Consider the following 24,065-nt stretch of genomic DNA (forward strand, 5'->3'; position numbering starts at 1 on the left):
GTAAGAAAACCACCGATTGGTCCGATCGAGGGGCGATTTCGGGTCGCCGTCGTCACCGGATCCCGCGCACACGGGCGTGCCCGGCCCACAGGAGGGTCGGGCACGTCCGTGGAGCGGTGCTACGCGGTGCCGAAGGCCACCAGGTGCCCGTCCCTGGTGGCCACGTAGACCCGGCCGCCGTCGGTGGCGGGCGGCGTCCACTTGGACGCCGTCTCGATCGGGAAGGAGCGGCGCAGCTGCAGGACGCCGTGGACCGGCACCGGGTCGTAGACCCGCAGCGCGCTGGCGGATTCGGATTTGTTGACGGTCCAGACCAGGGCGGAACCGGGCGTCGTCCCGTTGGAGGTGATCACGGGAGAGGACGAGCCGTAGCCGAAGTTCTCGGCGCTGGTGCCGACATAGGTCAGGACCGGGGTGCCGGCGCTGTTCACCGAGTACTTCAGCGCACGAAGCGGCGAGCGGCCGGTGCCGGTGTCGGTGGCCACCGTGTACACATAGCCGCCGTCGCCGCCCCAGACGCCGGGGTGGCCCCAGATGCCCTGGAACGGTCCGGCCACGCTCACCGGGTTGTCCGTGCCGTTCGGCCCTTGGCCCATGCCGCCCAGATGGTCCCGGTCCAGCAGGAAGATGCGGCCGTCCTTTCCGACCTGCACCAGCAGGCGCGGGTGCGCGGTGGTGCCGAAGCTGTTCGGCAGGGCGACCGGACCGCCCGAGCCGAGGTCGGTGTCGTGCGCGTCCAGGGTCTGGTTGTTGGTCGGGCTGAAGAAGTTCCTGGCCGAGAGGCTGCCGTCGCTGTTCACGCCGAGCCGCACCACCGACTCCCCGAGGCCGGCCGGGGGCTTGTAGCCGGGTCCGGCGCTCGGCGAGGCGCCCGTTCCGGCGCCGTTGCCGGTGGCGAGGAAGATCCGCCCGTAGCCGTCCGAGACCAGCCCGCCGCCGCTCTGCCAGATGCCGGCCTCCTTGTTGTCGGAACCGGCCTCGGCGGACCACAGGGTGAGCTTGCGGCTGGTGACGTTCACGCCGACCACCTGGCCGACGTACGGGCCGTGGTCGCAGTACGAGGCGAACCCGGCGTACACCGACCCGTTCAGCAGCAGCAGGCCGGGGCGCTGATTCGCCGTGAGCGGGTTGAACGGGTGCCCTGGGCTGTTGGTCGGCGTGCCCTTGACGGTCACCGGCCAGCCCGCGCGCTCGGCGCCGGTGGAAGCGCTCAACGCGTGGATGTACCAGTGCGGGTGCATCACGTCCGGACCGTCGTTGACCTTGCTGGTGACGTAGACCGTGTTGGACGACGCGTCGTACACCGGGGTGGCGGTGATCCCGGTGGTCCCGGAGTTGCAGTTGACGGCCGAGGTGGGCCAGCCCGGACCGAGCTGGCGGGTCCAGTTGGTCTTCCCGGTCACGGCGTCGATGCCGTAGACGTAGTTGGTCTGGGTGGCGACGACCACGTTCTGGCCGGTGACCAGTGGCTGGGCCGCCACCACGCCGTTGACCGGGGTGGACCAGCGCTGTCCGAAGGCGGACGACGACACCACGGACGGCGAGAGCTTGGGCTCGTGCGAGTCCCACCCGGTGCGCAGGTTGTTCACCGAGATGGTGGACTCGACGGCCTGCGACGGACCGGCGATCCCGAGCAGCAGGAGACCCGCCATCGCCGCCGCCTTGGACCTCGGCCTCAGCAGGCCTCGTGCTCCTCTTCCTCGTCGGTGCATTCCTGAAGTGACTCGCGCCATGTGATCCGCCCTTGTCTCCGCTCGCGTGGACGCCGGCATCCGGCCAAGGGCCAGTGTGGTGACTGACAGTCACGGCACGGCGCACGCGGGGAGGGCGCGGCGGAGGATTCATTCGCAGGGAGCAAGCCGCCAGGTCCGCTCGACCCGGCCACCGGGCCTAGCGGTCGGCCACCCGCATCTCGAACCAGGTGGTCTTGCCGCGCGGCAGGAGGTCGACGCCCCAGCGGTCGGAGAGCTTGTCCACCAGGAACAGGCCGCGGCCGCTGACGTCCAGTTCCTGAACCGGCATCAGACAGGGCAGTCCGCGCGAGGGATCGCGGACCTCGACGCGGATCCAGCCGCGGCGGCGGCGCATCCGGAGGCCGAAGACCCGGGCCCCGGTGTGCCGTACGGCGTTGCCGACGAGCTCGGAGACGAGTAAGACCGCGTCCTCGGTCATCTTGGGGGTCAGCCCCCAGTGCCGCAGTACGACGACCTGGGCCAGCCGGCGTGCGGTGGCGGCGGACTCCGGGCGGGACGGCAGCGGTACTTCCGCTTCCGTGGGGTTGCCGTACAGTTCGAGCGCCTTGAGCGCCTGTTCGTCCTCCACCGCGGGCGACCAGCGCGCCGCGGCCGCACGGCTGTGTCCCCGCGGCTGTTCGATACCCTCCAGCCCCGCCATGCCCCCATGATGGCCGTCCGGAGCCGCCTCCGTGGCCGTTCCGAAGGAATACGCCCCCCGTACGCCCCCTCTGCGCTCCGGCCTCCCGGCATATGCCGAAGGCATGTCCGATCTTGGAACAGCCCGGCTGACCTGCGGCGACGGCTCACTTCCGGGCAATCGACGCACTCCCTCGACGAGGCAGGTTTAAGGGTGCCTTAAGGCTCCCATAAACCGCCCCATCGAGGGACCCGGATCAGACAACGCGTCAACTGCAAGCCCTGTCGGGGAAGTTCACCGGGGGAGTTCCCCGGTGAACGTCACAGGAACTTCGCCTTGCCCGGCCCCTCCTCGACGAAGCTGCGCATGCCCCGTTCGCGGTCCTCGGTGGCGAACAGACCCGCGAACCAGTTCCGCTCGACGGCGAGCCCGGTGTCGATGTCGGTCTCCAGACCGGTGTCGATCGACTCCTTCGCCGCACGCAGCGCGAGGGCCGGCCCCTGGGCGAGCCTGGCGGCCCAGGCGTGCGCCTGCTCGTAGACCTCGGCGGCCGGGACGACCCGGTCCACCAGGCCGATCGCGAGGGCCTCGTCGGCCTTCACCATCCGGCCCGTGAAGATCAGGTCCTTGGCCTTGGAGGGTCCGACCAGACGGGGCAGGCGCTGGGTGCCGCCCGCGCCCGGGACGAGACCGAGCAGGATCTCCGGCTGGCCGAGCTTGGCGTTGTCGGCGGCGATGCGGTAGTCCGCGCACAGGGCCAGCTCGCAGCCGCCGCCGAGCGCGTACCCGGTGACGGCCGCGACGACGGGCTTGGGGATACGGGCCACGGCGGTGAAGGAGTCCTGCAGGGCGCGGGCGCGCAGGACCATCGCGGTGTGGTCCATGTCCTGCATCTCCTTGATGTCCGCGCCCGCCGCGAACACCCGCTCGCCGCCGTAGATCACCACGGCGCGCACGTCCTCGCGGCGCGTGGCCTCCTCGGCGAGTTCCTTGAGCCGGTCCTGCGTGGCGATGTCCAGCGCGTTCATGGGCGGCCGGTCCAGACGCAGGGTTCCGACGCCTTCGGCGACTTCGAGAGAGACGGTCATGTGGAGCAGGTTAACGGCCATTAACGACGGTGGGCCCGGTGCCGTAGGTCACAGCACCGGGCCCGTCCGTCAGCGGGGGCTCACTTCTTCCAGTCGGCCCAGCTCATGTTCCAGCCGTTGAGGCCGTTGGCCGGGTCCACCGTGCGGTCGTGGGAGTTCTTGACGACGACCACGTCGCCGATGATGGAGTGGTTGAAGAACCAGGCCGCAGGCACGGACTTGCTGTAGCCGCCGCGCACGTCCCGCAGGCCCACGCAGCCGTGGCTGGCGTTGTAGTTGCCGAAGGCGCCGCCGCCCCAGTAGTTGCCGTGGATGAAGGTGCCGGAGTTGGTGAGGCGGATGGCGTGCGGGACGTCCTTGATGTCGTACTCGCCGCCGTAGCCGACGGTCTCGCCGTTCATCCGGGTCACGGTGAGCTTCTCGCTCATGACCATCTGGCCGTTCCAGGTGTCGTAGCCGGGCTTGCCGGTGGTGACCGGGATGGTCTTGATGACCTTGCCGTCCTGGGTGACCTTCATCGTGTGCTTCTTGGCGTCCACGATGGAGACCTGGTCGCGGCCGATGGTGAACTTCACCGTCTTGTGCTGCTCGCCGTAGACGCCGTCGCGGCCCTCGACGCCGTCGAGGTTGAGGTCGACGGTGACCTTCGTGCCGGCCTTCCAGTACTTCTCGGGGCGGAAGTCCAGGCGGTCGTTGCCGAACCAGTGGCCCTCGACGTCGACGGCCGGCTCGGTCTTGATGCTGATGGCCTTCTTGACGTCGTCGGGGTTGGTGATGCCCCGGGTGAAGCGGACCGAGAACGGCATGCCCACACCGACGGTGGAGCCGTCCTCGGGGGTGAAGTAGCCGACGAAGGTGTTCTTCGGGGTGAGCGTGGTGAAGCTGGAGTCCTCGGCGGCCTCGCGGCCCGCGGAGTCCTTGGCGACCGCGTGCACCGTGTACTTGGTGCCGCCGGCCAGATGCGTCGACGGCGTCCACGAGGCGCCGCCGGCGGCGATGGCGCCGTCGACCTTCGTGCCCTTGGCGTCCTTGACGGTGACCTCGGTCAGCTTGCCCTTGCTGACGTTCACCTTCAGGGCGTCGCTGGTGTCGACGCCCGTGGCACCGGACTTGGGCGAGATGCTGACGGCGGCCGTCGACTGCTTGCCCTGCTGCGCGCTGGAGTCCTTGTCCTTTCCGTCGCCGGAACCGGACCCGGACCCCGAGTCACCGCCGCCGCACGCGGTGAGGGTCACGAGCAGGGCGCCGGCTATGAGCGCCAGCCCCTTACGGCCTCTCCCCCGGCTCCCCACCGACGCCCCCGACACAGGCCGCACGTTCACTTGTTCTCCCCTCGCCGGGCCAGGTCAGGCCCGCTCCCCACCACACTTGGTGTGCGCATGTTAACCGCAGGGTTTTGAGCGAGGTGTCAGGTGAATGTCACCGTTCAGTCGCAAATTCAACCGGCCGTCCTCGCCCGAAACCCCGCCCCTCATCTGGTTACTTGACCGCGCTGCCCGCTTTCCACTCCTTCCAGGCCATGTTCCACCCTCCGAGGCCGTTGTCGGGAGAGACCGTTTTGTCCTTGCTGTTGACGACCTCGATGACGTCTCCGACCAGGCTGCGGTCGAAGAACCAGCCCGCCGGAGTGTCCGAACCGCCGCCCTTGACGTCCCGCAGCCCCACACAGCCGTGACTGACGTTCACCCGGCCGGGGGCGTCCGGGGACCAGTAGTTGCCGTGCAGGAAGGTGCCGGAGTCGGTGAGTTTCATGGCGTGCGGGACGTCGGGGATGTCGTACTCGCCGCCGAAACCGACCGTCCGGCTGTTCATGCGGGTGACCTCGAGCATCTCCATCACCACCATCTTCCCGTTGTAGGTGGTGGTCTTGGGGGCGCCCGCGGTGATCGGCACGGTGGCCAGCAGCTGCCCGTCGCGCCGCACCTCCATCATGTGCTCGGCCGCGTCCACCAGGGAGACCTGGCTGCGGCCGACGGTGAAGGTGAACGTCTTGTCCTGCAGGCCGAAGGCGCCGGGCGCCCCTTCGACGTCCCTGAGGCCGAGGTCGACGGTGACCTCGGTGCCGGGCTTCCAGTAGCGCTCGGGGCGGAAGTCCAGGCGGTTGTCGCCGAACCAGTGCGGGCGGATCTCCACGGGCGGATTCGCGGTGACCCGTACGGCGCGTTCGACGGCGGCGCGGTTGGTGATGTCCCGGCTGAAGGCGAGAGAGACGATCATCCCGGTGCCGACGGTGGAGCGGTTCTCGGGGGTGACGTAGCCGATGAACCGCTCCCCGGGGACGAGGGTGGTGAAGGTGGTGTGCCGGGCCGAGCGACTGCCGTCGGCGTCCAGCGCCACCGCGTCCACGGTGTACTTGGCGGCGAGCGCCAGCCGTTTGTCGTCCGGTTCCCAGCTGAGCCCGTCGGCGCTGATGTGCCCGGGGACCGGGGAGTCCTGCGCGTCCTGGGATCTGACGACCTTCACCTTCTCCAGGCGCCCGTCGGGCACCCGCACCCGCAGCCGGTCCCCGGGTTTGACGGCCGTTCCGCCGTCGTCGGGGGTGACCCGGATGACGTCCTCGGGGGCCGGATGTTTGCCGAGGACCCGGTCGAAGTCCAGTCCGCCGGGGCTGCCCGAGGTGCAGCCGGCCAGCAGACCCGCCCATGTCACTGCCGCGGCCAGCGCGGCCCCCGCGCGCCGTGCGCGCCCTTGTACGTGCCCTTGTACGTGCCTCACGTGGGCCTCAACGACCGGGCCCGCTCCGGGGAAACGTGAGTGCGACCCCAGGGCTGGGCAGAACAGTGGGGAGGACGACGCGAAGGGGAGCCGCCGCGCCACGTCGGAGCCGCCGGGGCGCAGCCGTACCGGGCGGCCGAGCGTGCCCGGATCCGGGAGGGTCCGGGCCACGCTCGGCCCTTCGGCGCGGCCGACTGCGCCCCGGGGGCGAGCCACTGAAAGAGGGGCCGACTGGTGACGAGCGCAGCCGAGCAGCGGGCACGGGCCGCGGGGCGGACCGCCGAGAGCGGGCATCCGGCGGCCGTGGTGGACGGCGCCCGTCGGGCCGTGCCGCCCTCCCCACCCGTGTGGCCGGGTGCGCCGACCCCGCTGGGGGCCCGGTTCCGGGTCGGTCCGGACGGGGTCGCGGGCACCAACTTCGCGCTGTGGGCGGGCGGGGCGGAGGCGGTCCGGCTGTGCCTGTTCGACGAGCGGGGCAGGGAGACGCAGGTCCCGCTGACCGAACTGACGCACGAGATCTGGCACGGCTTCGTCCCGGGCGTGATGCCGGGCCAGCGCTACGGCTACCGCGTCGACGGCCGCTGGGACCCCTGGACCGGCGCCCGCTGGAACCCGGCCAAGCTGCTGCTGGACCCGTACGCCCGGGCGGTGGACGGCGAGTTCGGGCTGCCGCCCGAGGTGTACGGGCACGTCCGGGACTGGCCGGAGCAGCATGTCGCCGACACCGTGCGCGACGACCGGGACTCGGCGCCGCACGTCCCCAAGGGTGTCGTGGTCGACGATGACGACGACTGGGAGGACGACCGCCGCCCCAAGACGCCGTGGGCGGACTCGGTGATCTACGAGCTGCACGTGCGCGGCTTCACCAAGCTGCACCCCGGCATCCCCGAGGACCTGCGCGGCACGTACGCCGGTCTGGCGCACCCGGCCGCGATCGAGCACCTGGTGAGGCTGGGCGTCACGGCCGTGGAGCTGCTCCCCGTGCACCAGTTCGCCCACGAGGACCACCTGCTGCGCCGCGGCCTGAGGAACTACTGGGGCTACAACTCCATCGGCTACTTCGCCCCGCACGCGGCCTACGCGGCCTCCGGTACGACGGGCCAGCAGGTCGGCGAGTTCAAGCGGATGGTCCGCGCGCTGCACGCGGCCGGCATCGAGGTCATCCTCGACGTGGTCTACAACCACACCGCCGAGGCGGGCGAGCTGGGTCCCACGCTCTCCCTGAAGGGCATCGACAACCGCGGCTACTACCGCCTCCAGGACGACGCCCGCAGGTTCGCCGACTACACCGGCTGCGGCAACACGCTGCACGTGGTCCAGCCCCAGGTGCTGCGCCTGATCACGGACTCGCTGCGCTACTGGGTGACGGAGATGGGCGTGGACGGCTTCCGCTTCGACCTGGCGGCGGCCCTCGCCCGCTCGATGCACGACGTCGACATGCTGTCCCCCTTTCTGGCGGTCATCGCCCAGGACCCCGTGCTGCGCCGGGTGAAGCTCATCGCCGAGCCCTGGGACATCGGCTCGGGCGGCTACCAGGTGGGCGCCTTCCCGCCGCTGTGGACGGAGTGGAACGACCGCTACCGCGACGCCGTACGGGACTTCTGGCGCCATGCGCTGCCCGACGTACGGGAGATGGGGTACCGCCTGTCCGGCTCCAGCGACCTGTACGCCTGGGGCGGCCGCCGCCCCTACGCCTCGGTCAACTTCGTCACCGCGCACGACGGTTTCACCCTGCGCGACCTGGTGTCGTACCAGACCAAGCACAACGAGGCGAACGGCGAGAACAACCGGGACGGCACCAACGACAACCGCTCCTGGAACGGCGGGACGGAGGGAGAGACGGACGACGAGCGGGTACGGGCCCTGCGGCGCGGGCAGCTCAGGAACCTCCTGACGACCCTGCTGCTCTCCACCGGCGTGCCCATGCTGGTCGCCGGCGACGAACTCGGCCGCACCCAGCGCGGCAACAACAACGCCTACTGCCAGGACAACGAGATCAGCTGGCTGGACTGGTCCCTGCTGGACGACCCGGCCTGGCGCCCCCTGTTCGACCTGACCTCCCGGCTGATCGCCCTGCGCCACCGGCACCCGGTGCTGCGCCGCCGCGCCTTCTTCTCCGGCCGCGCCCACTCGGCGGACGGACTGCGCGACCTGGCCTGGTTCACCTCCCGGGGCGAGGAGATGACCGAGGGCGACTGGTACGCACCCGCCGCCACGCTTGGCATGTATCTGTCCGGTCGGGACATCCCGGGCCGGGACGAGCGGGGCGCGCCGGTCCTGGACGACAGCTTCCTCACGGTCCTGCACGCGGGCGACCGGCCCACCGGCTTCGTGCTGCCGGGCGCGCCCTGGGCGCAGCGGTACGAGGTCGTGGTCGACACCTCCCGCGAGGAGCAGGCCGAGGCGCCGGGTACGGTCCACCCGGCCGGTACGGAGATCACGGTGCCGGCGCGGTCCGTACTGCTGCTGCGGGTGAACTGAGGCCGGCTGACGCTGTGTGACAGCTGTGCGTGACGCGGATCACGCTCGCCGAGTGCAGCGCGGCAGGGGGTCCAGAGCCTTTCCCCCTGTGAAGACAGCCGGCGAGAACGGGGACCGTGGGAATGGAGCAGGCTCGCGCCGGTGAGTACGACGCGTTCGTGGCGGCCCGCTGGTCGGTGTTGTTCCATCTCGCCCGTCTGCTCACCGGAGGGGATCGGCATCGGGCCGAGGACCTGTTGCAGGAGTCCTTGGTCAAGCTGTGGTTCGTCTGGCCGAAGGTCGCCGACGAGGCACCGGAGGCGTATGTGCGCAAGGTGCTGGCCCGGGCCGCGGCCCGCTCGGCCCGCCGGCGCTGGTGGGGCGAGCGGCCCGTCGAGGAGCTGCCCGAGGTGGCGGTGGCCGGCGACATGTCCGCGGCCGTCGCCGAGCGCTCCCGGCTGGAGGCGGCGCTCGCCCAGCTGACGCCGCAGCAGCGGGCCGCCGTCGTACTGCGCTACTACCAGGACCTGCCCGACCGGCAGGTCGCCGAGGCCCTGGGCTGCCCGGTGGGCACGGCCCGGTCCCATGCCGCGCGCGGGGTGGCCCGGCTGCGCCGGCTCCTGGCCGACGTCATCGAGCCGGTGGGGTGAGGAAAGAAGCCATGGATCACTTCGAGCGGCAGCTGACGCAGCTGATGCACAGCACCCAGGAACACAGCCCCTTCGAGGCCAGGCACCAGGACCGGCTGTACACGGGCGTGCGCACCCGGCGCCGGGTGCGAGCGGTCCGCCGGGCCGCCGGGTCCGTCCTGGCGGTCGCCGGGCTCGGCCTCGGTCTGTTCCTGTGGCCGCACGCACCGACCACGGACCGGCCCAGCGCACCCCACCCGCGGCCCGCCCTCAGCCCGGCGCCCACCCCGAGCACGTCCCCCTCGCCGGACGACTCGCCGAGCCCGCCGCCCAGTTCGACCGCGACCACGGGGGCACCGGACCCGGGCGGGACCATGGAGACCTCCGTACCGCCCGCGTCGTCGGACAGTTCCGACCCGGCCTCCGACCCGACCCCCACCGACACGGCCACCTCCACCCCCACGTTCCGGGACACGGAGACCGCGCCGCCGCCCACGGACACCGCAAGCCCGCCGGCCGACTCGTCGGACGCCCCCTCCCAGGTGGCCAGCCCGACCGGATAACGCGGCGCCCTCCTGCGTCACTTCACCGTCGCGCCTTCCTTCGGCGCGCCTCGCATCCGAGAACACAAGGGACTTACGTGATAAATCTCCGCCCGCGTCGGGCGACACCGGCGAGGACTCCCCTGCCCCGGCGCGCCCCGCTGCCGAACCGTCACGAGGAGCCCGTACTGGACCTGGCCGTGCCGGTGTTCAACGAGGAGCAGGACCTGGAGCCGAACGTCCGGCGGCTGCACGCGCACCTGCGGGACACGTTCCCCTACCCGTTCCGGATCACCGTCGCCGACAACGCCAGCACCGACGGCACCCCGCGCATCGCGACCCGGCTCGCGGACGAGCTGGCCGAGGTGGAGTGCATACGGCTGCCCGAGAAGGGGCGGGGACGGGCGCTGCGCGCGGCCTGGTCGGGTTCGCGGGCGCCCGTGCTGGCGTACACCGACGTGGACCTGTCCACCGGGCTCGCGGCGCTGCTGCCGCTGGTCGCGCCGCTCATCTCGGGCCACTCCGACCTGGCCATCGGCACCCGCCTCGCGCCCGGCGCCCGGGTGGTGCGCGGCCCGAAGCGGGAGGTCATCTCCCGCTGCTACAACGCCCTGCTGCGCTGCACGCTCTCCGTCGGCTTCTCCGACGCGCAGTGCGGGTTCAAGGCGGTACGGCGCGATGTCGCCGAGCGGCTGCTGCCGCTGGTGCGGGACGGGGAGTGGTTCTTCGACACCGAGCTGCTGGTGCTCGCCGAGCGGGCGGGGCTCAGGATCCACGAGGTGCCGGTGGACTGGGTGGACGACCCCGACAGCCGGGTCGACATCCTCGCCACCGCGCTGGCCGACCTGCGCGGGATCGCCCGGATGCGCCGCGCGCGTACCCGCGGCCGTCGTACGGGATCGAGCGCCGCATGACCACGACGACCCTGCACCACATACCCGCCCCGGCCCCTGAACAGCCGCTCCCGCTCCGCGAGCGCCTGCGCGCCGCCGCCCGTCACCACGGCCCGGTCCTCGCCTTCTACGGCGCCCTCAAACTGCTCGGCTTCTGCTCCTTCATGTACCTGCTGGACTCGGCCGGTGACTTCCGCACCAAGCACCCCCGCTTCGGCGGCGGGGCGCACGCCTGGGACGTCCTGGCCACCTGGGACGGCTGGTGGTACCAGCAGATCGCCGTGCACGGCTACGACCCGAAGCTCGTCCATGTCCCCGGCGCCACCGGCCTGATCACGCTGGAGGGCAACTCGGCGGCGTTCTTCCCGCTCTACCCGGCGCTGATGCGGCTGACCTCGGCGGTCACCGGCCTGGGCCCGTACGGCGCAGGGCTCCTGGTCTCGATCCTCGCCTCGTTCGTGGCCGCCCTCGGCGTCTACGCCGTCGCCGAGTGGTTCGGCGGCCGACGGGCCGGTCTCGCGGCGGCCGGGCTCTGGGCGGTCTGGCCCGGCTCCGGTGTGGAGTGGGCCGTCTACTCCGACTCCCTCTACGTCGCCCTCGCCGCCTGGGTCTGCTACGCGGTCATGACCCGCCGCTGGCTCACCGCGGGCGTCCTCACCTTCGCGGCCGGCCTCAACCGCCCCACGGCCGCGGCCCTGATCGCCGCGCTCGCCGTCGCCGCGCTCCTCGCCCTGCGCGACCGCCGCGACGGCGTCCTGCGCCCGCTGCTCGCCATGGCCCTGGCCCCGCTCGGCCTGCTCGGCTACCTCGGCTGGGTGGGCCACCGGATGGGCGACTACGGCGGCTACTTCAAGCTCCAGTCGGGCGCGTGGGCGCACAGCTTCGACTACGGCAAGCAGACCTTCGACGTGCTGACGTCCGTACCGGTGGGCCACTTCACGTACCTGTTCGCCTGGCCCTTCGCGGACGTCATCGGCGTCGGGGTCGTCCTGCTGGCCTTCGCCCTCCTCCCCCTCCTCCTGCGGCTGCGCCCCCCGGCTGTCCTGGTGATCCACACGGTCCTCACCCTCGCCCTGGTCCTCGGCAGCCAGCAGATCTTCGCCAACGTCTCCCGCTATCTGCTGCCCTGCTTCCCCCTGTTCATCCCCCTGGCCGTCGCCATGCGCCGCGTCAGCCTGCGCGTCCAGTGCGCGGTGCTCGGCCTCGCGGCCCTGGCCTCCGGCTCGTACGCGGGGTACGCGTTGTTCGAACTCGGGGTGCCGTAGGTCTGATCATTGAGCCTTCCGCATGATGGTGAGCCGAGCCGCTCGTGCCAATGGCCGGGCGCGGTGACGACACGTGTTCCATCGGCGGCATGACCAACAGACTCGCTTCGCTGTGCCGACCCGCCCGAGTATGAGCCGTGGCCGCTCTGGCGGTCCTCGCCCTCGCCGGTACGGCGACGAACGGAAACGCCGCCCCTGGGCCTCATCAGGCTGTCCTGCCGCAGGCTGCCACCCGCCGCGCCCAGCCTCAGCTCGAACTGATCCCGACCTCCGCGAACTTCGGGGTCAAGCAGGGAGTGATCGAACCTGGGGCCACACACGTGTTCGTCCTGGTCAACCACGCAGGCCCGGACGCCACCTTCGTCTCGACCGAGATCGACGGCCAGTACTCGGTCAGCGGAGGCACCTGCACCGTCGGTCTGGTCCTGGCGGCAGGCCAGACCTGCACGCTGAGCGTGACCTTCTCGCCGAGCGGCACCAGCGGACTCCGGCCGGGAACACTGCGGGTCCGGACCGACACACAGTCCCTCAGTGCGTCTTTGTTCGGTGAGTGGGACGCGGAGGACGGCGATCCGACGATCACGGTGGACGCCCCGGCGGCGGTACGCGTCGACAGCACCTACACCTACACCGTGACCATCACCAACAACGGTCCCGGCCACACCGACATCAGCACGTTCGTCACCCTGGACGTCCAGGGCCAGAACCCGCGCCATGTGCGGTGGCCGATCGGCAACACACTTGCCGCGGGTAGGTCGTTCCCCCTTGAGCTGACGGTCACGGCTCCCACCAGGCCGACCACCATCACCGCCACGGCCACCGTCAACGATCAGGCCGACCCCAACCCGAACAACAACACGGCCACTGCGATCACCCGGGTCACCCGACACTGAGCGCTACGCCAGACTGTCCCGCCACGCCCGGTGCAGGTCCGCGAACCTGCCCGTGCCCGCGATCAGTTCGTCCGGTCCCCCGTCCTCGACGATGCGGCCGTGTTCCATGACCAGGACCCGGTCGGCGATCTCCACGGTGGAGAGGCGGTGTGCGATCACCACCGCGGTGCGGCCGCGCAGCACCGTCGACATCGCTCGCTGGACGGCTCGTTCACCCGGGATGTCCAGGGAACTGGTCGCCTCGTCCAGGATCAGGACCGCCGGGTCGGCGAGCAACGCCCGGGCGAAGGAGACCAGTTGGCGCTGGCCGGCCGAGATGCGGCCGCCGCGTTTGCGTACGTCGGTGTCGTAGCCGTCGGGCAGTGCGCTGATGAACTCGTGCGCGCCGATCGCCTTCGCGGCCTGCTCGATCTCCTCGCGGGTGGCGTCGGGCCGGCCGATCGCGATGTTGTCCGCGACCGTGCCGGAGAACAGGAAGGCCTCCTGCGTCACCATGACCACCCCGCGGCGCAGTTCCGGCATGGCCAGTTCGCGCAGGTCGACGCCGTCCAGCAGGACCCGGCCGTCGGAGGGGTCGTAGAAGCGGGCGAGCAGCTTGGCCAGGGTCGACTTGCCCGCGCCCGTGGAGCCGACGACGGCGACGGTCTGCCCGGCGGGGAGGGTCAGGTCGAAGCGGGGCAGTACCTCGCCGCCGGTGCGGTAGGCGAAGCGGACGCCGTCGAAGACGACCTCACGGCCGGGGAACTCGGACTTCAGTGGCGGGAGTTCACGGGGCGCCGACGGCTCCGGCACGGACGGCGTCTGCGCCAGCAGCCCGGCGATCTTCTCCAGGGAGGCGGCCGCCGACTGGTAGGAGTTCAGGAACATGCCGAGCCGGTCGATCGGGTCGTACAGCCGCCGCAGGTACAGCACCGCGGCCGCCAGCACACCCAGCGCCAGCGAACCGGACGCCACCCGGTAGGCGCCCCACAGCACGATCGCCGCGACCGCCGTGTTGGCCACCAGCCGGGAGCCGACCACGTACCGGGCCATCTCCAGCAGCGCGTCCCCGTTGGTCCGCTCGTGCCGCTTGTTGAGTACGGCGAACTCGGCGTCGTTCGCCGCCTCGCGCCGGAAGGCGCGCACCGGGCGGATGCCGTTCATCGTCTCCACGAACTTCACGATCACCACCGCGATCGCCGTGGACCGGATCCGGTACACCCGTCCCGCGCGCCGCTGGTAGATCCGTACGAGCAGGTACAGCGGCACGAAGGAGGCCACCGCGACCGCGCCGAGGCCGAGATCCAGCCACAGCAGCATCGCCGAGATATAGACGAAGGAGAGGATGACGGTCACCAGCTCCTGGAGCCCCTCGTTGAGGAGTTCGCGCAGTGACTCGACGTCCGTCGTGGAGCGGGAGATCAGCCGGCCCGAGGTGTACCGCTCGTGGAAGTCGACGCTCAGCGCCTGCGCGTGCCGGAAGATCCGGCCGCGCAGGTCCAGCAGCACGTCCTGGCTCACCCGGGCGGAGGCCTCGATGAACGCGAACTGCAGCCCGCCGGAGACCAGCGCGCACAGCAGATAGGCGACGGCGACCGCGATCAGCGGACCGTGGTCGTGGTCCCGGAGCGCCGGTACGGCGGTGTCGAGGGCGTACGCCACCAGCAGCGGGCCCGCCTGCACCGCCGCCTGCTGGAGCAGCAGGAGGACGGTGGTGAGGGCGACCCGGGCCCGCAGGGGCGCGAGCAGCGAGCGCAGGAGGGAGGCCGTGGCGCCGGGCGGGGTGGGCAGGACGTCCTGGTCGAAGGGGTCGCCGCCGGTGTCCTGGGGGCGGGGCCGTTCGTCGTCGTCCGTGGTGGGGGCGGCGGTCGTGGTGGTGGTCATCGGTGGTCCCCTCGATCCCTTTCTTCGCCTGGTTCGCCTTCTTCGCCGGACATCAGGTGCGCGTACTCGGCGTTGGTGCGCAGCAGTTCCTGGTGGGTGCCGACGGCGGCGATCCGGCCGCCCGACAGCAGGGCGACCCGGTCGGCGAGCAGCACCGTGGACGGGCGGTGGGCCACGATCAGCGCGGTGGTGTCCGCCAGGACGTGCCGCAGCGCGGCCTCCACGGCGGCCTCCGTGTGCACGTCCAGGGCGGACAGCGGGTCGTCCAGCACGAGGAAGTCCGGCCGGCCGACGACCGCGCGGGCCAGCGCGAGGCGTTGGCGCTGGCCGCCGGACAGGCTCAGGCCCTGTTCGCCGACCTGGGTGGCGGTGCCCTGCGGCAGCGCGTGCGCGAACTCGGCCTGCGCCACGGCGAGGGCGCGGTCGAGGTCCGCCTCTCCCGCGCCGTCCGCGGCTCCCATGAGCACGTTCTCGCCGACGCTCGCCGAGAACAGGGTGGGTTCCTCGAAGGCGACGGCGACCTTGGCGCGCAGCTCCTCGCGGGGCATCGCGGCGATGTCGACGCCGTCCAGGGTGATGTGGCCGGAGGTCAGCTCGTGGAGGCGGGGGATGAGCGCGGTCAGGGTCGTCTTTCCGCTGCCGGTGGCTCCCACGAGGGCCATGGACTCGCCGGGGCGCACGTGGAGGTCGATACGGTCGAGGAGGGGCGCGGAGTCGGGCGGGGCGTCGGGGTAGCGGAACCGGACGTTCTCGAAGCGCAGTCCACGTACCTTTTCGGTGCCGGCCCGCTGCTCCGTGACCACGCCGGTGCTTTCCGGCTCCTCGTCCATCACCTCGAAGTACCGCTCGGTCGCCGTCGCCGCCTCCTGACTCATCGCCAGCAGGAACCCGATGGAGTCCACCGGCCACCGAAGGGCGAGTGCCGTACTCAGAAAGGCGACCAGCGTGCCCGCGGACAGCTGACCGTCGGCCACCCGCAGGGCGCCCAGCACCAGCGCCGCCCCGATCGCCACCTCGGGAAGCGTCACGATGACGCCCCAGATGGTCGCGAGCAGCCGCGCCTTGCGCAGCTCCGTGCCGCGCAGGGTGCCCGACAGCTCCCGGAACGCTCGTGCCTGGCTGCGGTGCCGGCCGAAGCCCTTGATGATGCGGATGCCGAGCACGCTCTCCTCGACCACCGTGGTCAGGTCCCCGACCTGGTCCTGGGCGCGCCGCGCCACCTCGGCGTAGCGCCGCTCGAAGACCACGCAGGTCCACATCACCGGGACGGCCGGACCGAGGATGACCAGCCCGAGCACCCAGTCCTGCATCAGCATGATCACCACACCGACGAAGATCGTCACCCCGTTGACCAGCAGGAAGGTCAGCGGGAAGGCGAGGAACATGCGCAGCAGCATCAGGTCGGTGGTGCCCCGGGAGAGCAACTGGCCGGACGCCCAGCGGTCGTGGAAGGACACGGGCAGCCGCTGCAGACGCCGGTACAGACCCGCCCGCATCTCCGCCTCGACGTGCGACAGCGGACGGGCCACCAGCAAGCGCCGTATGCCGAACAGGACGGCCTCGGCGATGCCGAGCAGGAACAGGTACAGCGCGCCGAGCCACACCCCGGCCGGGTCCCGGTCGGCGACCGGCCCGTCGACCATCCACTTCAGGACGAGCGGGATCACCAGTCCGGTACAGGAGGCGACGATCGCGACGAACGCGGCCGTGAACAGCCGGGCCCGCACGGGGCGGACGTACGGCCACAGCCGCAGAAGGGTGCGTACGGCGGAGCGGTCCTCGGTGGTTGCACGTGTCGTGGGCATCATCGCGAGCCTACGGATCCGCACTGACATCGCCCACCGAGTTTTGGCCGGACCCGCGTCCGCCGCTGGTCCTACGACCTGGGCGTTCGAGGAGTCGTACCAGGGAGTCGAGGAGCCGTGCACCGGGAGTCGTAGCCCGCCATCAACCGATCGGCTGATGCCGCTTCGAGCGCGATGGCCGATGTGCCGTACCCCGCCCGCCCGGGATCCTCGATCCATGGCACCCGTCATCGAAGTCACCGATCTGCGCAAGTCCTACGGCGGCCGGGCCGCCGTGGACGGCGTCTCGTTCGCCGTCGAGGAAGGCGAGATCTTCGGCATCCTCGGCCCCAACGGCGCCGGCAAGACCACCACCGTCGAGTGCGTCGAGGGGCTGCGGGTCCCCGACGCCGGGCGAGTCCGGGTCGCCGGCCTGGATCCCGTCGCCGACCAGGAGCAGGTGGCGAGGGTCCTCGGCGCGCAGCTCCAGCAGAGCGAACTCCAGCCCAAGCTCACCGTGCGGGAGGCGCTGGAGCTGTACGCCGCCTTCTACCCGCGCCCGGCGGACTGGCGGCCGCTGGCCGAACGGCTGGGCCTGACCCCGAAGCTGGACAGCCGGTTCGCCAGGCTCTCCGGAGGCCAGCAGCAGCGGTTGTTCATCGCGCTGGCGCTGATCGGCGATCCGCGGATCGTCGTCCTGGACGAGCTGACCACCGGCCTCGATCCGCGTGCCCGCCGTGACACCTGGCATCTCATCGAGGACGTCCGCACGAGCGGGGTCACCGTCCTCCTCGTCACGCACTTCATGGAGGAGGCGCAGCGGCTCTGCGACCGCATCGCGGTCATCGACAAGGGTCAAGTGGCCGCGCTGGACACCCCGACCGGTCTCATCCGGCGCTCGGCGGGCGCCACCGTAGTCTCCTTCACCCCGTCGGCGCCGCTGGCCGAGCCGGACCTGTACGCGCTGCCCGCGCTCGCCTCGGTCGAGCACCGGGACGGCCGGATCACCCTCACCGGCACCGACGAGACCGTGAACGCCGTCATCTCCCTGCTCGCCCGCCACCACGTCACCGCGCACCAGCTGCGGGTCACCGACGCCACCCTGGACGACGCCTTCCTCGACCTGACCAAGGAGGAAGCGGTATGAACACCGCCGTACTGCGCACCGAGATCCGCCTCTTCCGCCGCGAACCCGGCGGCATCTTCTGGATCCTGCTCTTCCCCACCCTGCTGCTGGTGATCCTGGGTTCGATCCCGTCGTTCCGGCGGCCCGACGACTCCTTGGGCGGTCTGCGGACCATCGACGTCTACGTGCCGGTGGCCGTGCTGCTCGGTCTGATCGTCGGCGGCCTTCAGTCGATGCCCCAGACCCTCACCGGCTACCGCGAGCGCGGCATCCTGCGCCGGATGGCCACCACTCCCGTCCGGCCGGCCGCCCTGCTGTCCGCGCAGATGGTGGTGTACGGCGGAGCCGCCCTGGGATCGGCGCTCCTGTCCCTCGCGGTGGGCCGGCTCGGCTTCGACGTACGACTGCCGGAGCAGCCCTTCGGATACGCGCTCGCCCTCGTCCTGGCCGTGCTGGTGGCGCTCGCGCTCGGCGCGGTGATCTCCGCGCTGTCCCGGACGACGAAGATCGCCGGCGCCATCGGCTCCGCGGTGTTCTTCCCGGCCATGTTCTGCGCCGGCGTGTGGCTGCCGGTCCAGGCCATGCCCGACGTGCTGGCCCGGATCGTCGGCTGCACGCCCTTCGGTGCGGCGGCACAGGCCCTGAACCAGGCGGCCGCCGGGCACTGGCCGGGCTGGACCCACCTGGGCGTCCTTTCGGTGTGGATCCTGCTGCTCACGGGCGCGGCGGGCCGCTGGTTCCGCTGGGAGTGAGCACCCAGGTGCCCGAGACTTGGCCCATGGACCAGGACGTGGCGGGGGTCGAGCGCCGGTGGGCGGCGGTCAACCACCGCGGGCCGTATCTGTTGTTGCTGGTGGGCGCGCTCCTCTCGGTGCCGACCGCGGGCATGGTCGGCATGGGGCGGGGCGACTGGTACGCGGCCGGTGGCCTGGTCGCCGCCGGGCTGGCGCTGCAGGTGTGGTGGGGGGCCGTCGCCGACGTACCGTCCCGGCCGTCCGCCACGAGCATCTGCTACTACGCGGCCCGCTGGGTCATCGCCTTCGCCCTCACCTGGATCAACCCGTTCTTCTGCTTCTACGCGTTCACCGGCTACAGCGCCCGTCGGATGCTGCCGCGTCCGCTGGCGAAGGTCGGACTGTGCGCCACCGCCGCCACCATGGCCGGTGCGCAGTCCGGTGGGCTGCCTCCGCGCGGGGGGACGCAGTGGCTGCTCTTCGGGGCGATTCTGGTGATCACCCTCGTCCTCGTCGCCGTCTTCGACCGGCTGGCCGCCACCGAGGGCGAACGCGCCCGCGTCCAGGCCGAGACCATCTCCGAACTCGAGCGGACCAACACGGCGTTGCAGCAGGCCCTCGACGAGAACGCCGCCCTGCACGCCCAACTCCTCGTCCAGGCACGGGAGGCCGGGGTCGCCGACGAGCGCCGCCGGCTTGCCGCGGAGATCCACGACACCCTCGCCCAGGGGCTGACCGGCATCATCGCCCAGCTCCAGGTCGTCGCGAACGCACCCGACCTGGACGTCGCCCGCACCCACCTCGAACGCGCCTCCGCGCTCGCCCGGCACAGCCTCGGCGAGGCCCGCCGCTCGGTGCACAACCTGGCCCCGGTGGCGCTGGAGCACGACGGGCTGCCGCAGGCCCTGAAGAAGACCGTCGCCGAATGGGGCGAACGCGTGGGCGTGCGCGCCGAGTTCACGGTCACGGGCACCGCGGAGCAGCTGCACGAGGAGGTTTCGGCCACGCTGCTGCGCATAGCCCAGGAGGCGCTGTCCAACACGTCCCGGCACGCGCGCGCCACCCGGGCCGGCGTCACCCTGTCCTTCCTGGGCGACGAGGTCATCCTGGACATCCGGGACGACGGCCGCGGCTTCGACCCGCTCGCCGTCCGCGAACGCACCCGTTCCGGCGGCTTCGGCCTCGACGGCATGCGGGCCCGTGCCGAACGCATCGCTGGTTCCCTCACGGTGGAGTCCGAGCCCGGCCACGGCACGGCGCTGTCGGCCCGCGTACCGTTGGTCCGCCATGAACAGTGACCCGGGTATCACTCTGCTGATCGTCGACGACCATCCCGTCGTACGCGACGGCCTGCGCGGCATGTTCGAGTCCGCGCCGGGCTTCACCGTGCTCGGCGAGGCCGCGGGCGGCGTCGAGGCCGTCGAACGGGCCGCCACCCTGGACCCGGACGTCATCCTCATGGACCTGCGGATGCCGGGCGGCGGCGGAGTCGAGGCGATCGCCGAACTGACCCGGCGCGGCGCCCGTGCCAAGGTCCTGGTGCTGACGACGTACGACACGGACTCCGACACCCTCCCGGCGATCGAGGCGGGCGCCACCGGCTACCTCCTCAAGGACGCCCCGCGCGACGAGCTGTTCACCGCGGTCCGGGCCGCCGCTCAGGGCCGTACGGTGCTCTCCCCGGCCGTCGCCTCCCGCCTGGTCCACGCCGTCCGCACCCCCGGCAACGATCCCCTGTCGGCCCGCGAGCGCGAGGTGCTGGCCCTGGTCGCCAAGGGCACGTCCAACCGCGAGATCGCCCGCGAACTGTTCATCAGCGAGGCCACCGTGAAGACCCATCTCACCCACCTGTACGCCAAGTTGGGCGTGAAGGACCGGGCGGCCGCGGTGGCGGTGGCGTACGACCGGGGGATCCTCGGCTGACGCCTCGGGCCCGGTTTATTCGATGGAGCAACCATCCTTACGCTGAGTACGTTCGACGTCTCCGGTCAGGGCCGCTGTCCCGGTGAACGTCGAGCGGAACGGGGGACGGATGATCGACGCGTACGAGGATCCAGGCACGCCCGACACCCGTGGCGGCTGGCACTACCTGTGGTGGCTGGTGCTGCGTCAGCCGGTGCGGTCGCTGGCCGGGGCGTTGCTGGGCAGTACGTGGATGGTGCTGATGGCGGCGCAGCCGTACATGATGGCGCGGGCCGTGGACGACGGGCTGGTGCCGGGGCGGTTGGACGTGCTCGGCTGGTGGACCGCCGTGATGTTCGGGGTCGGGGCGCTGAACGCCTGGCTGAGCATCATGCGGCACCGCACGATGACCCGGGTGCGGATGGACGCCAACTTCCGTACGGTCAAGCTGGTCGTCGGCCACGCGACCCGGCTGGGGGCGGTGCTGCCGCGCCGGGCCGGGGCCGGGGAGGTCGTCACCATCGGGGTCGGCGACGTGGCGACCCTCGCGCAGGCGCTGACGGTGGTCGGGCCCGGGGTGGGCTCGATCGTGGTGTACATCGTCGTGGCCGGGCTGCTGCTGGCCATCTCGGCGCCGCTCGCCGCCGTGGTGCTGCTCGGGGTGCCGGTGATCGCGCTGCTCACCGGGCCGCTGACGCTGCGGCTCCAGGGCGCGGAGAGCGAGTACCGGGAGCGGCAGGGCGTGCTGGCGGCGCGCATCGGAGACCTCGCGGGCGGGCTGCGCGTCCTCAACGGCCTGGGCGGCAAGGGGCTGTTCTCGGACGCCTTCCGGAAGGACTCGCAGCGGCTGCGCGCGCAGGGCTACCGGGTGGGCGCGGTGGCCAGCTGGGTGCAGGCGCTCGGGGTCGGCCTGCCCACGCTGTTCCTGGCCGTGGTGACCTGGCTGGCGGCCCGGCTGGCGGCCGAGAAGTCCATCAGCGTCGGCGAGTTGGTGGCGGTCTACGGCTATGTGGCGGTGCTGATCGGGCCGGTGGCGTTCTTCGTGCAGATGGCCTACGAACTGAACCGGGGCGTGGTGGCCGCGCGCCGGGTCGTACGGCTGCTGCGCCTTGAGCCGGAGCCGGACACGGGCACCCTGGCCGCACCGGACGGGCCGGCCGAGCTGTGCGATCCGGCGTCCGGGGTGCGGGTGGCGCCGGGCCGGCTGGTCGCGCTGGCCGCCGTCCGCCCCGCGGAGGCCGCCGCCGTGGTCGACCGCCTGGGCCGGTACGGCCCCACCGAGGCCACCTGGGGCGGGGTACGGCTCGACGCCGTCCCGCTCGCCGACGTGCGGGCCCGGATCCTGGTCGCGGACAACGAGGCGGACCTGTTCGCCGGACCGCTGAGGGAGGTCGTTGCCGCCGAGCACCCGGCCGAGGAGGCCGCGCTGCGCCGGGCGGTGTACGCGGCCGCCGCCGAGGATGTCGTACGAGGTCTGCCGGACGGGCTGGACTCGGCGGTGACCGGGCAGGGGCGAAGCCTCTCCGGCGGGCAGCGGCAGCGCGTCCGGCTGGTGCGGGCGCTGCTGGCGGACCCCGAGGTACTGCTCGCCGTCGAGCCGACCTCGGCGCTGGACGCCCACACGGAGTCCACGGTCGCCGAGCGGCTGCGGGAGGCCCGGGAGGGCCGTACGACGGTGGTGGTGAGCACCTCGCCGCTGGTACTGGACCGCGCCGACACGGTGCTGTTCCTGACCGACGGCAAGGTGACGGCGAGCGGCCCGCATCGACGGCTGCTCGTGGAAGAGCCCGGCTATCGGGCGCTGGTGGCACGAGACGCCGATGACACTGCCGAGGAGGCCGTACGGTGACGGACACGGGACTGCTGCCGGTCGCGGACCGGGCCGGGGTGCGGCCGACGGGACGACCGTCACGGGCCGACGGACGGCTGCTCGACGGTGCCGGGTTGCTGCGGGCGACGGCCGGGCGGCTGCCACGCACCGCCGGGCGGGCGTTCGAGGAGGCCGCACGGTGACCAGCGACACGGGACTGCTGCCGGTCGCCGACCGGGCCGGGGTGCGGCGGGCGACCGGGCGGCTGGTGCTGGCCGATCGGCGGGCGTTCGCCGCCGCGTTGGTGCTCAACGCGTTGTCGGCCGGGGCGGGGCTCGCCGGGCCGTGGCTGGTCGGGCGGATCATCGACGAGGTGCGGGCGGGACACGGGGTCGGGGCGGTGGACCGGCTGGCGCTGTGGATCCTGGTCTGCTCGCTGGCCCAGCTGCTGCTGGCGCGCTGGGCGCGGTACGTGGGGCACCGGTTCGGGGAGCGGACGCTGGCCCGGGTGCGCGAGGAGTACGTCGACCGGGTGCTGGCGCTGCCCGCGTCGACGGTGGAGCGGGCCGGCACCGGCGACCTGACCGCGCGCGGTACGGCCGACGTGGCGACCGTCGGCACCACGCTGCGGGACGTCGGACCGGAGCTGCTGGTGTGCACCGTGCAGGCGCTGTTCGTGCTCGGTGCGGTGTTCGCGCTCGACCCGGTGCTGGGGCTGTTCGGCGTGCTGGGTCTGACCCCGATCTGGCTGGCGCTGCGCTGGTATCTGCGCCGGGCGCGGGACGGTTACCTCGCCGAGGGCGCGGCCACCTCGGAGGTCGCCGAGATCGTGGCGGCGACCGCGGCCGGGGCGCGGACGGTCGAGGCGTTCCGGCTCCGGCGGCGGCGGATCACGGCGAGCCGGGACACGCTGGAGAAGTCCCGCCGCACCCGCTTCTACACCCTCCACCTGCGCACGGTGTTCTTCCCCGCGGTCGAGGTGACGTACAGCGTCCCGGTGGTGGGGGTGCTGCTGCTCGGCGGATGGCTGCACGAGCGGGGCGCGGTGGGCGTCGGGGCGGTGGTGGCCGCGGCGCTGTATCTGCGGCAGTTCACCGAGCCGCTGGACCAGATCCTGATGCGGGTGGAGCAACTGCAGAGCAGCGGTGCCTCGTTCGCGCGGGTGGAGGGGCTGGCGCAGGCGCCCCGGGCGGAGGCGGAGGACGGCTCTCCGGAGCCGGCGGACGACCGGATCGACGTGCGCGGGGTGCGGTACGCGTACGAGCGCGGCGGTGAGGTGCTGCGCGGGGTGGACCTGACGGTACGCCCCGGCGAACGCCTCGCCGTGGTGGGCCCGTCGGGCGCCGGCAAGACCACCCTCAGCAGGCTGCTGGCGGGCATCGACACCCCGAGGGCGGGCACGGTGACGGTCGGCGGCGTACCGATCGCGTCCCTGGAACCGGAACGCCTGCGCCGTCAGGTCGTCCTGGTCACCCAGGAACACCACGTGTTCCTCGGCACGGTCCGCGACAACCTCCTGATCGCCGAACCCACGGCCACCGACGCCGACCTGTGGGCGGCGCTGACGGCGGTGGGCGCCGACGACTGGGTCCGCGCCCTGCCCTCCGCCCTCGACAGCCCGCTGGGCCCGAACGGCCACCCCACCGACGGCTCCCAGGCCCAGCAACTCGCCCTGGCCCGGGTCGTGCTGGCCGACCCGCACACCCTCATCCTCGACGAGGCCACCGCCCTGCTGGACCCCACCACGGCCCGCCACACCGAACGCGCCCTGGCCGCGGTCCTGGAGTCCCGCACGGTCATCGCCATCGCCCACCGCCTCCACACGGCCCACGACGCGGACCGGGTGGCGGTGATGGAGGACGGCCTCCTGACAGAGCTGGGCACCCACGAGGAACTGGTGGCCGCGAACGGGGCCTACGCGGCCCTGTGGCGAACCTGGCACGGGGACGCGCCCGCCGAGGACTAGGGCCTGTCCGGCGGATCACGCC

19 protein-coding genes and 1 pseudogene are annotated in these 24,065 nt (G+C 72.1%); 13 read left to right on the top strand and 7 right to left on the bottom strand.

Annotated elements, in window-relative coordinates; genetic code table 11:
- Positions 1–119: 119 nt before the first annotated feature.
- From BEK98_RS34390 to BEK98_RS34410, 5 genes are all read right to left on the bottom strand, one after another.
- Positions 120–1,652, bottom strand: a complete 1,533-nt coding sequence (locus BEK98_RS34390) for an outer membrane protein assembly factor BamB family protein (protein WP_167444322.1) — start codon at positions 1,650–1,652, stop codon at positions 120–122.
- A 238-nt stretch (positions 1,653–1,890) separates the two neighbouring features.
- Positions 1,891–2,499: an ATP-binding protein gene (locus tag BEK98_RS34395; RefSeq protein ID WP_208643314.1), complete on the bottom strand. Its 609-nt coding sequence runs from the start codon at positions 2,497–2,499 to the stop codon at positions 1,891–1,893.
- A 194-nt stretch (positions 2,500–2,693) separates the two neighbouring features.
- Positions 2,694–3,461: an enoyl-CoA hydratase/isomerase family protein gene (locus tag BEK98_RS34400; RefSeq protein ID WP_094220684.1), complete on the bottom strand. Its 768-nt coding sequence runs from the start codon at positions 3,459–3,461 to the stop codon at positions 2,694–2,696.
- 80 nt (positions 3,462–3,541) lie between these two features.
- Positions 3,542–4,783, bottom strand: a complete 1,242-nt coding sequence (locus tag BEK98_RS34405; RefSeq protein WP_167444324.1) for a L,D-transpeptidase — start codon at positions 4,781–4,783, stop codon at positions 3,542–3,544.
- Between the two features lie 157 nt (positions 4,784–4,940).
- Positions 4,941–6,176: a L,D-transpeptidase gene (locus BEK98_RS34410; protein WP_244202103.1), complete on the bottom strand. Its 1,236-nt coding sequence runs from the start codon at positions 6,174–6,176 to the stop codon at positions 4,941–4,943.
- A 234-nt stretch (positions 6,177–6,410) separates the two neighbouring features.
- On the opposite strand from BEK98_RS34410, the gene glgX reads away from it, so the two are divergent.
- The 6 genes and pseudogenes from glgX to BEK98_RS34440 all read left to right on the top strand — a co-directional run bounded on the left by glgX (position 6,411) and on the right by BEK98_RS34440 (position 12,858).
- Positions 6,411–8,657, top strand: coding sequence for a glycogen debranching protein GlgX (gene glgX, locus BEK98_RS34415; RefSeq protein ID WP_208643315.1), 2,247 nt, complete (start codon positions 6,411–6,413; stop codon positions 8,655–8,657).
- 122 nt (positions 8,658–8,779) lie between these two features.
- Positions 8,780–9,286 (top strand): SigE family RNA polymerase sigma factor, encoded by a 507-nt coding sequence (locus tag BEK98_RS34420; RefSeq protein ID WP_094220645.1) that lies wholly within the window; start codon positions 8,780–8,782, stop codon positions 9,284–9,286.
- 11 nt (positions 9,287–9,297) lie between these two features.
- Positions 9,298–9,828: a hypothetical protein gene (locus tag BEK98_RS34425; RefSeq protein ID WP_094220646.1), complete on the top strand. Its 531-nt coding sequence runs from the start codon at positions 9,298–9,300 to the stop codon at positions 9,826–9,828.
- Positions 9,829–9,950: 122 nt separating this feature from the next.
- Positions 9,951–10,694, top strand: a pseudogene (locus BEK98_RS34430) (dolichyl-phosphate beta-glucosyltransferase); the annotation flags it as partial.
- A 23-nt stretch (positions 10,695–10,717) separates the two neighbouring features.
- Complete coding sequence (locus tag BEK98_RS34435; protein ID WP_094220647.1) at positions 10,718–11,965, top strand: glycosyltransferase family 39 protein; 1,248 nt, start codon at positions 10,718–10,720, stop codon at positions 11,963–11,965.
- A gap of 137 nt (positions 11,966–12,102) precedes the next feature.
- Positions 12,103–12,858, top strand: a complete 756-nt coding sequence (locus tag BEK98_RS34440) for a choice-of-anchor D domain-containing protein (protein WP_094220648.1) — start codon at positions 12,103–12,105, stop codon at positions 12,856–12,858.
- Positions 12,859–12,861: 3 nt separating this feature from the next.
- Here the strand turns inward: BEK98_RS34440 and BEK98_RS34445 are convergent, their stop codons facing one another.
- Together BEK98_RS34445 and BEK98_RS34450 are read right to left on the bottom strand one after the other, a co-directional pair.
- Positions 12,862–14,721, bottom strand: coding sequence for an ABC transporter ATP-binding protein (locus tag BEK98_RS34445; protein WP_094220649.1), 1,860 nt, complete (start codon positions 14,719–14,721; stop codon positions 12,862–12,864).
- Complete coding sequence (locus BEK98_RS34450) at positions 14,718–16,526, bottom strand: ABC transporter ATP-binding protein (protein ID WP_094220689.1); 1,809 nt, start codon at positions 16,524–16,526, stop codon at positions 14,718–14,720. The genes BEK98_RS34445 and BEK98_RS34450 overlap by 4 nt, the downstream gene beginning before the upstream one ends.
- A gap of 217 nt (positions 16,527–16,743) precedes the next feature.
- On the opposite strand from BEK98_RS34450, the gene BEK98_RS34455 reads away from it, so the two are divergent.
- The 7 genes from BEK98_RS34455 (at position 16,744) to BEK98_RS34480 (ending at position 24,043) form a co-directional block, all read left to right on the top strand.
- Entirely contained in the window at positions 16,744–17,652 is a 909-nt protein-coding gene (locus tag BEK98_RS34455) for an ABC transporter ATP-binding protein (protein WP_244202104.1), read from the top strand.
- Positions 17,649–18,383, top strand: a complete 735-nt coding sequence (locus tag BEK98_RS34460) for an ABC transporter permease (protein WP_094220651.1) — start codon at positions 17,649–17,651, stop codon at positions 18,381–18,383. Before BEK98_RS34455 ends, BEK98_RS34460 begins: the two co-directional genes overlap by 4 nt.
- 26 nt (positions 18,384–18,409) lie before the next feature.
- Positions 18,410–19,663 (top strand): sensor histidine kinase, encoded by a 1,254-nt coding sequence (locus tag BEK98_RS34465; protein WP_094220652.1) that lies wholly within the window; start codon positions 18,410–18,412, stop codon positions 19,661–19,663.
- On the top strand, positions 19,653–20,288 hold the full coding sequence (locus BEK98_RS34470) for a response regulator (RefSeq protein WP_094220653.1): 636 nt from the start codon (positions 19,653–19,655) through the stop codon (positions 20,286–20,288). Before BEK98_RS34465 ends, BEK98_RS34470 begins: the two co-directional genes overlap by 11 nt.
- A gap of 109 nt (positions 20,289–20,397) precedes the next feature.
- Positions 20,398–22,116 carry an ABC transporter ATP-binding protein gene (locus tag BEK98_RS34475; RefSeq protein WP_094220654.1) on the top strand — a complete coding sequence of 573 codons (1,719 nt, stop codon included), beginning with the start codon at positions 20,398–20,400 and terminating at the stop codon, positions 22,114–22,116.
- The gene (locus tag BEK98_RS49195) at positions 22,113–22,280 is read left to right on the top strand and encodes a hypothetical protein (RefSeq protein WP_167444325.1); all 168 of its coding nucleotides are present in this window, start codon (positions 22,113–22,115) and stop codon (positions 22,278–22,280) included. Before BEK98_RS34475 ends, BEK98_RS49195 begins: the two co-directional genes overlap by 4 nt.
- Positions 22,277–24,043, top strand: coding sequence for an ABC transporter ATP-binding protein (locus BEK98_RS34480; RefSeq protein WP_094220655.1), 1,767 nt, complete (start codon positions 22,277–22,279; stop codon positions 24,041–24,043). Before BEK98_RS49195 ends, BEK98_RS34480 begins: the two co-directional genes overlap by 4 nt.
- Positions 24,044–24,065: the final 22 nt, after the last annotated feature.

This window comes from Streptomyces diastatochromogenes (assembly GCF_002242805.1).
Classification (GTDB): domain Bacteria; phylum Actinomycetota; class Actinomycetes; order Streptomycetales; family Streptomycetaceae; genus Streptomyces; species Streptomyces diastatochromogenes.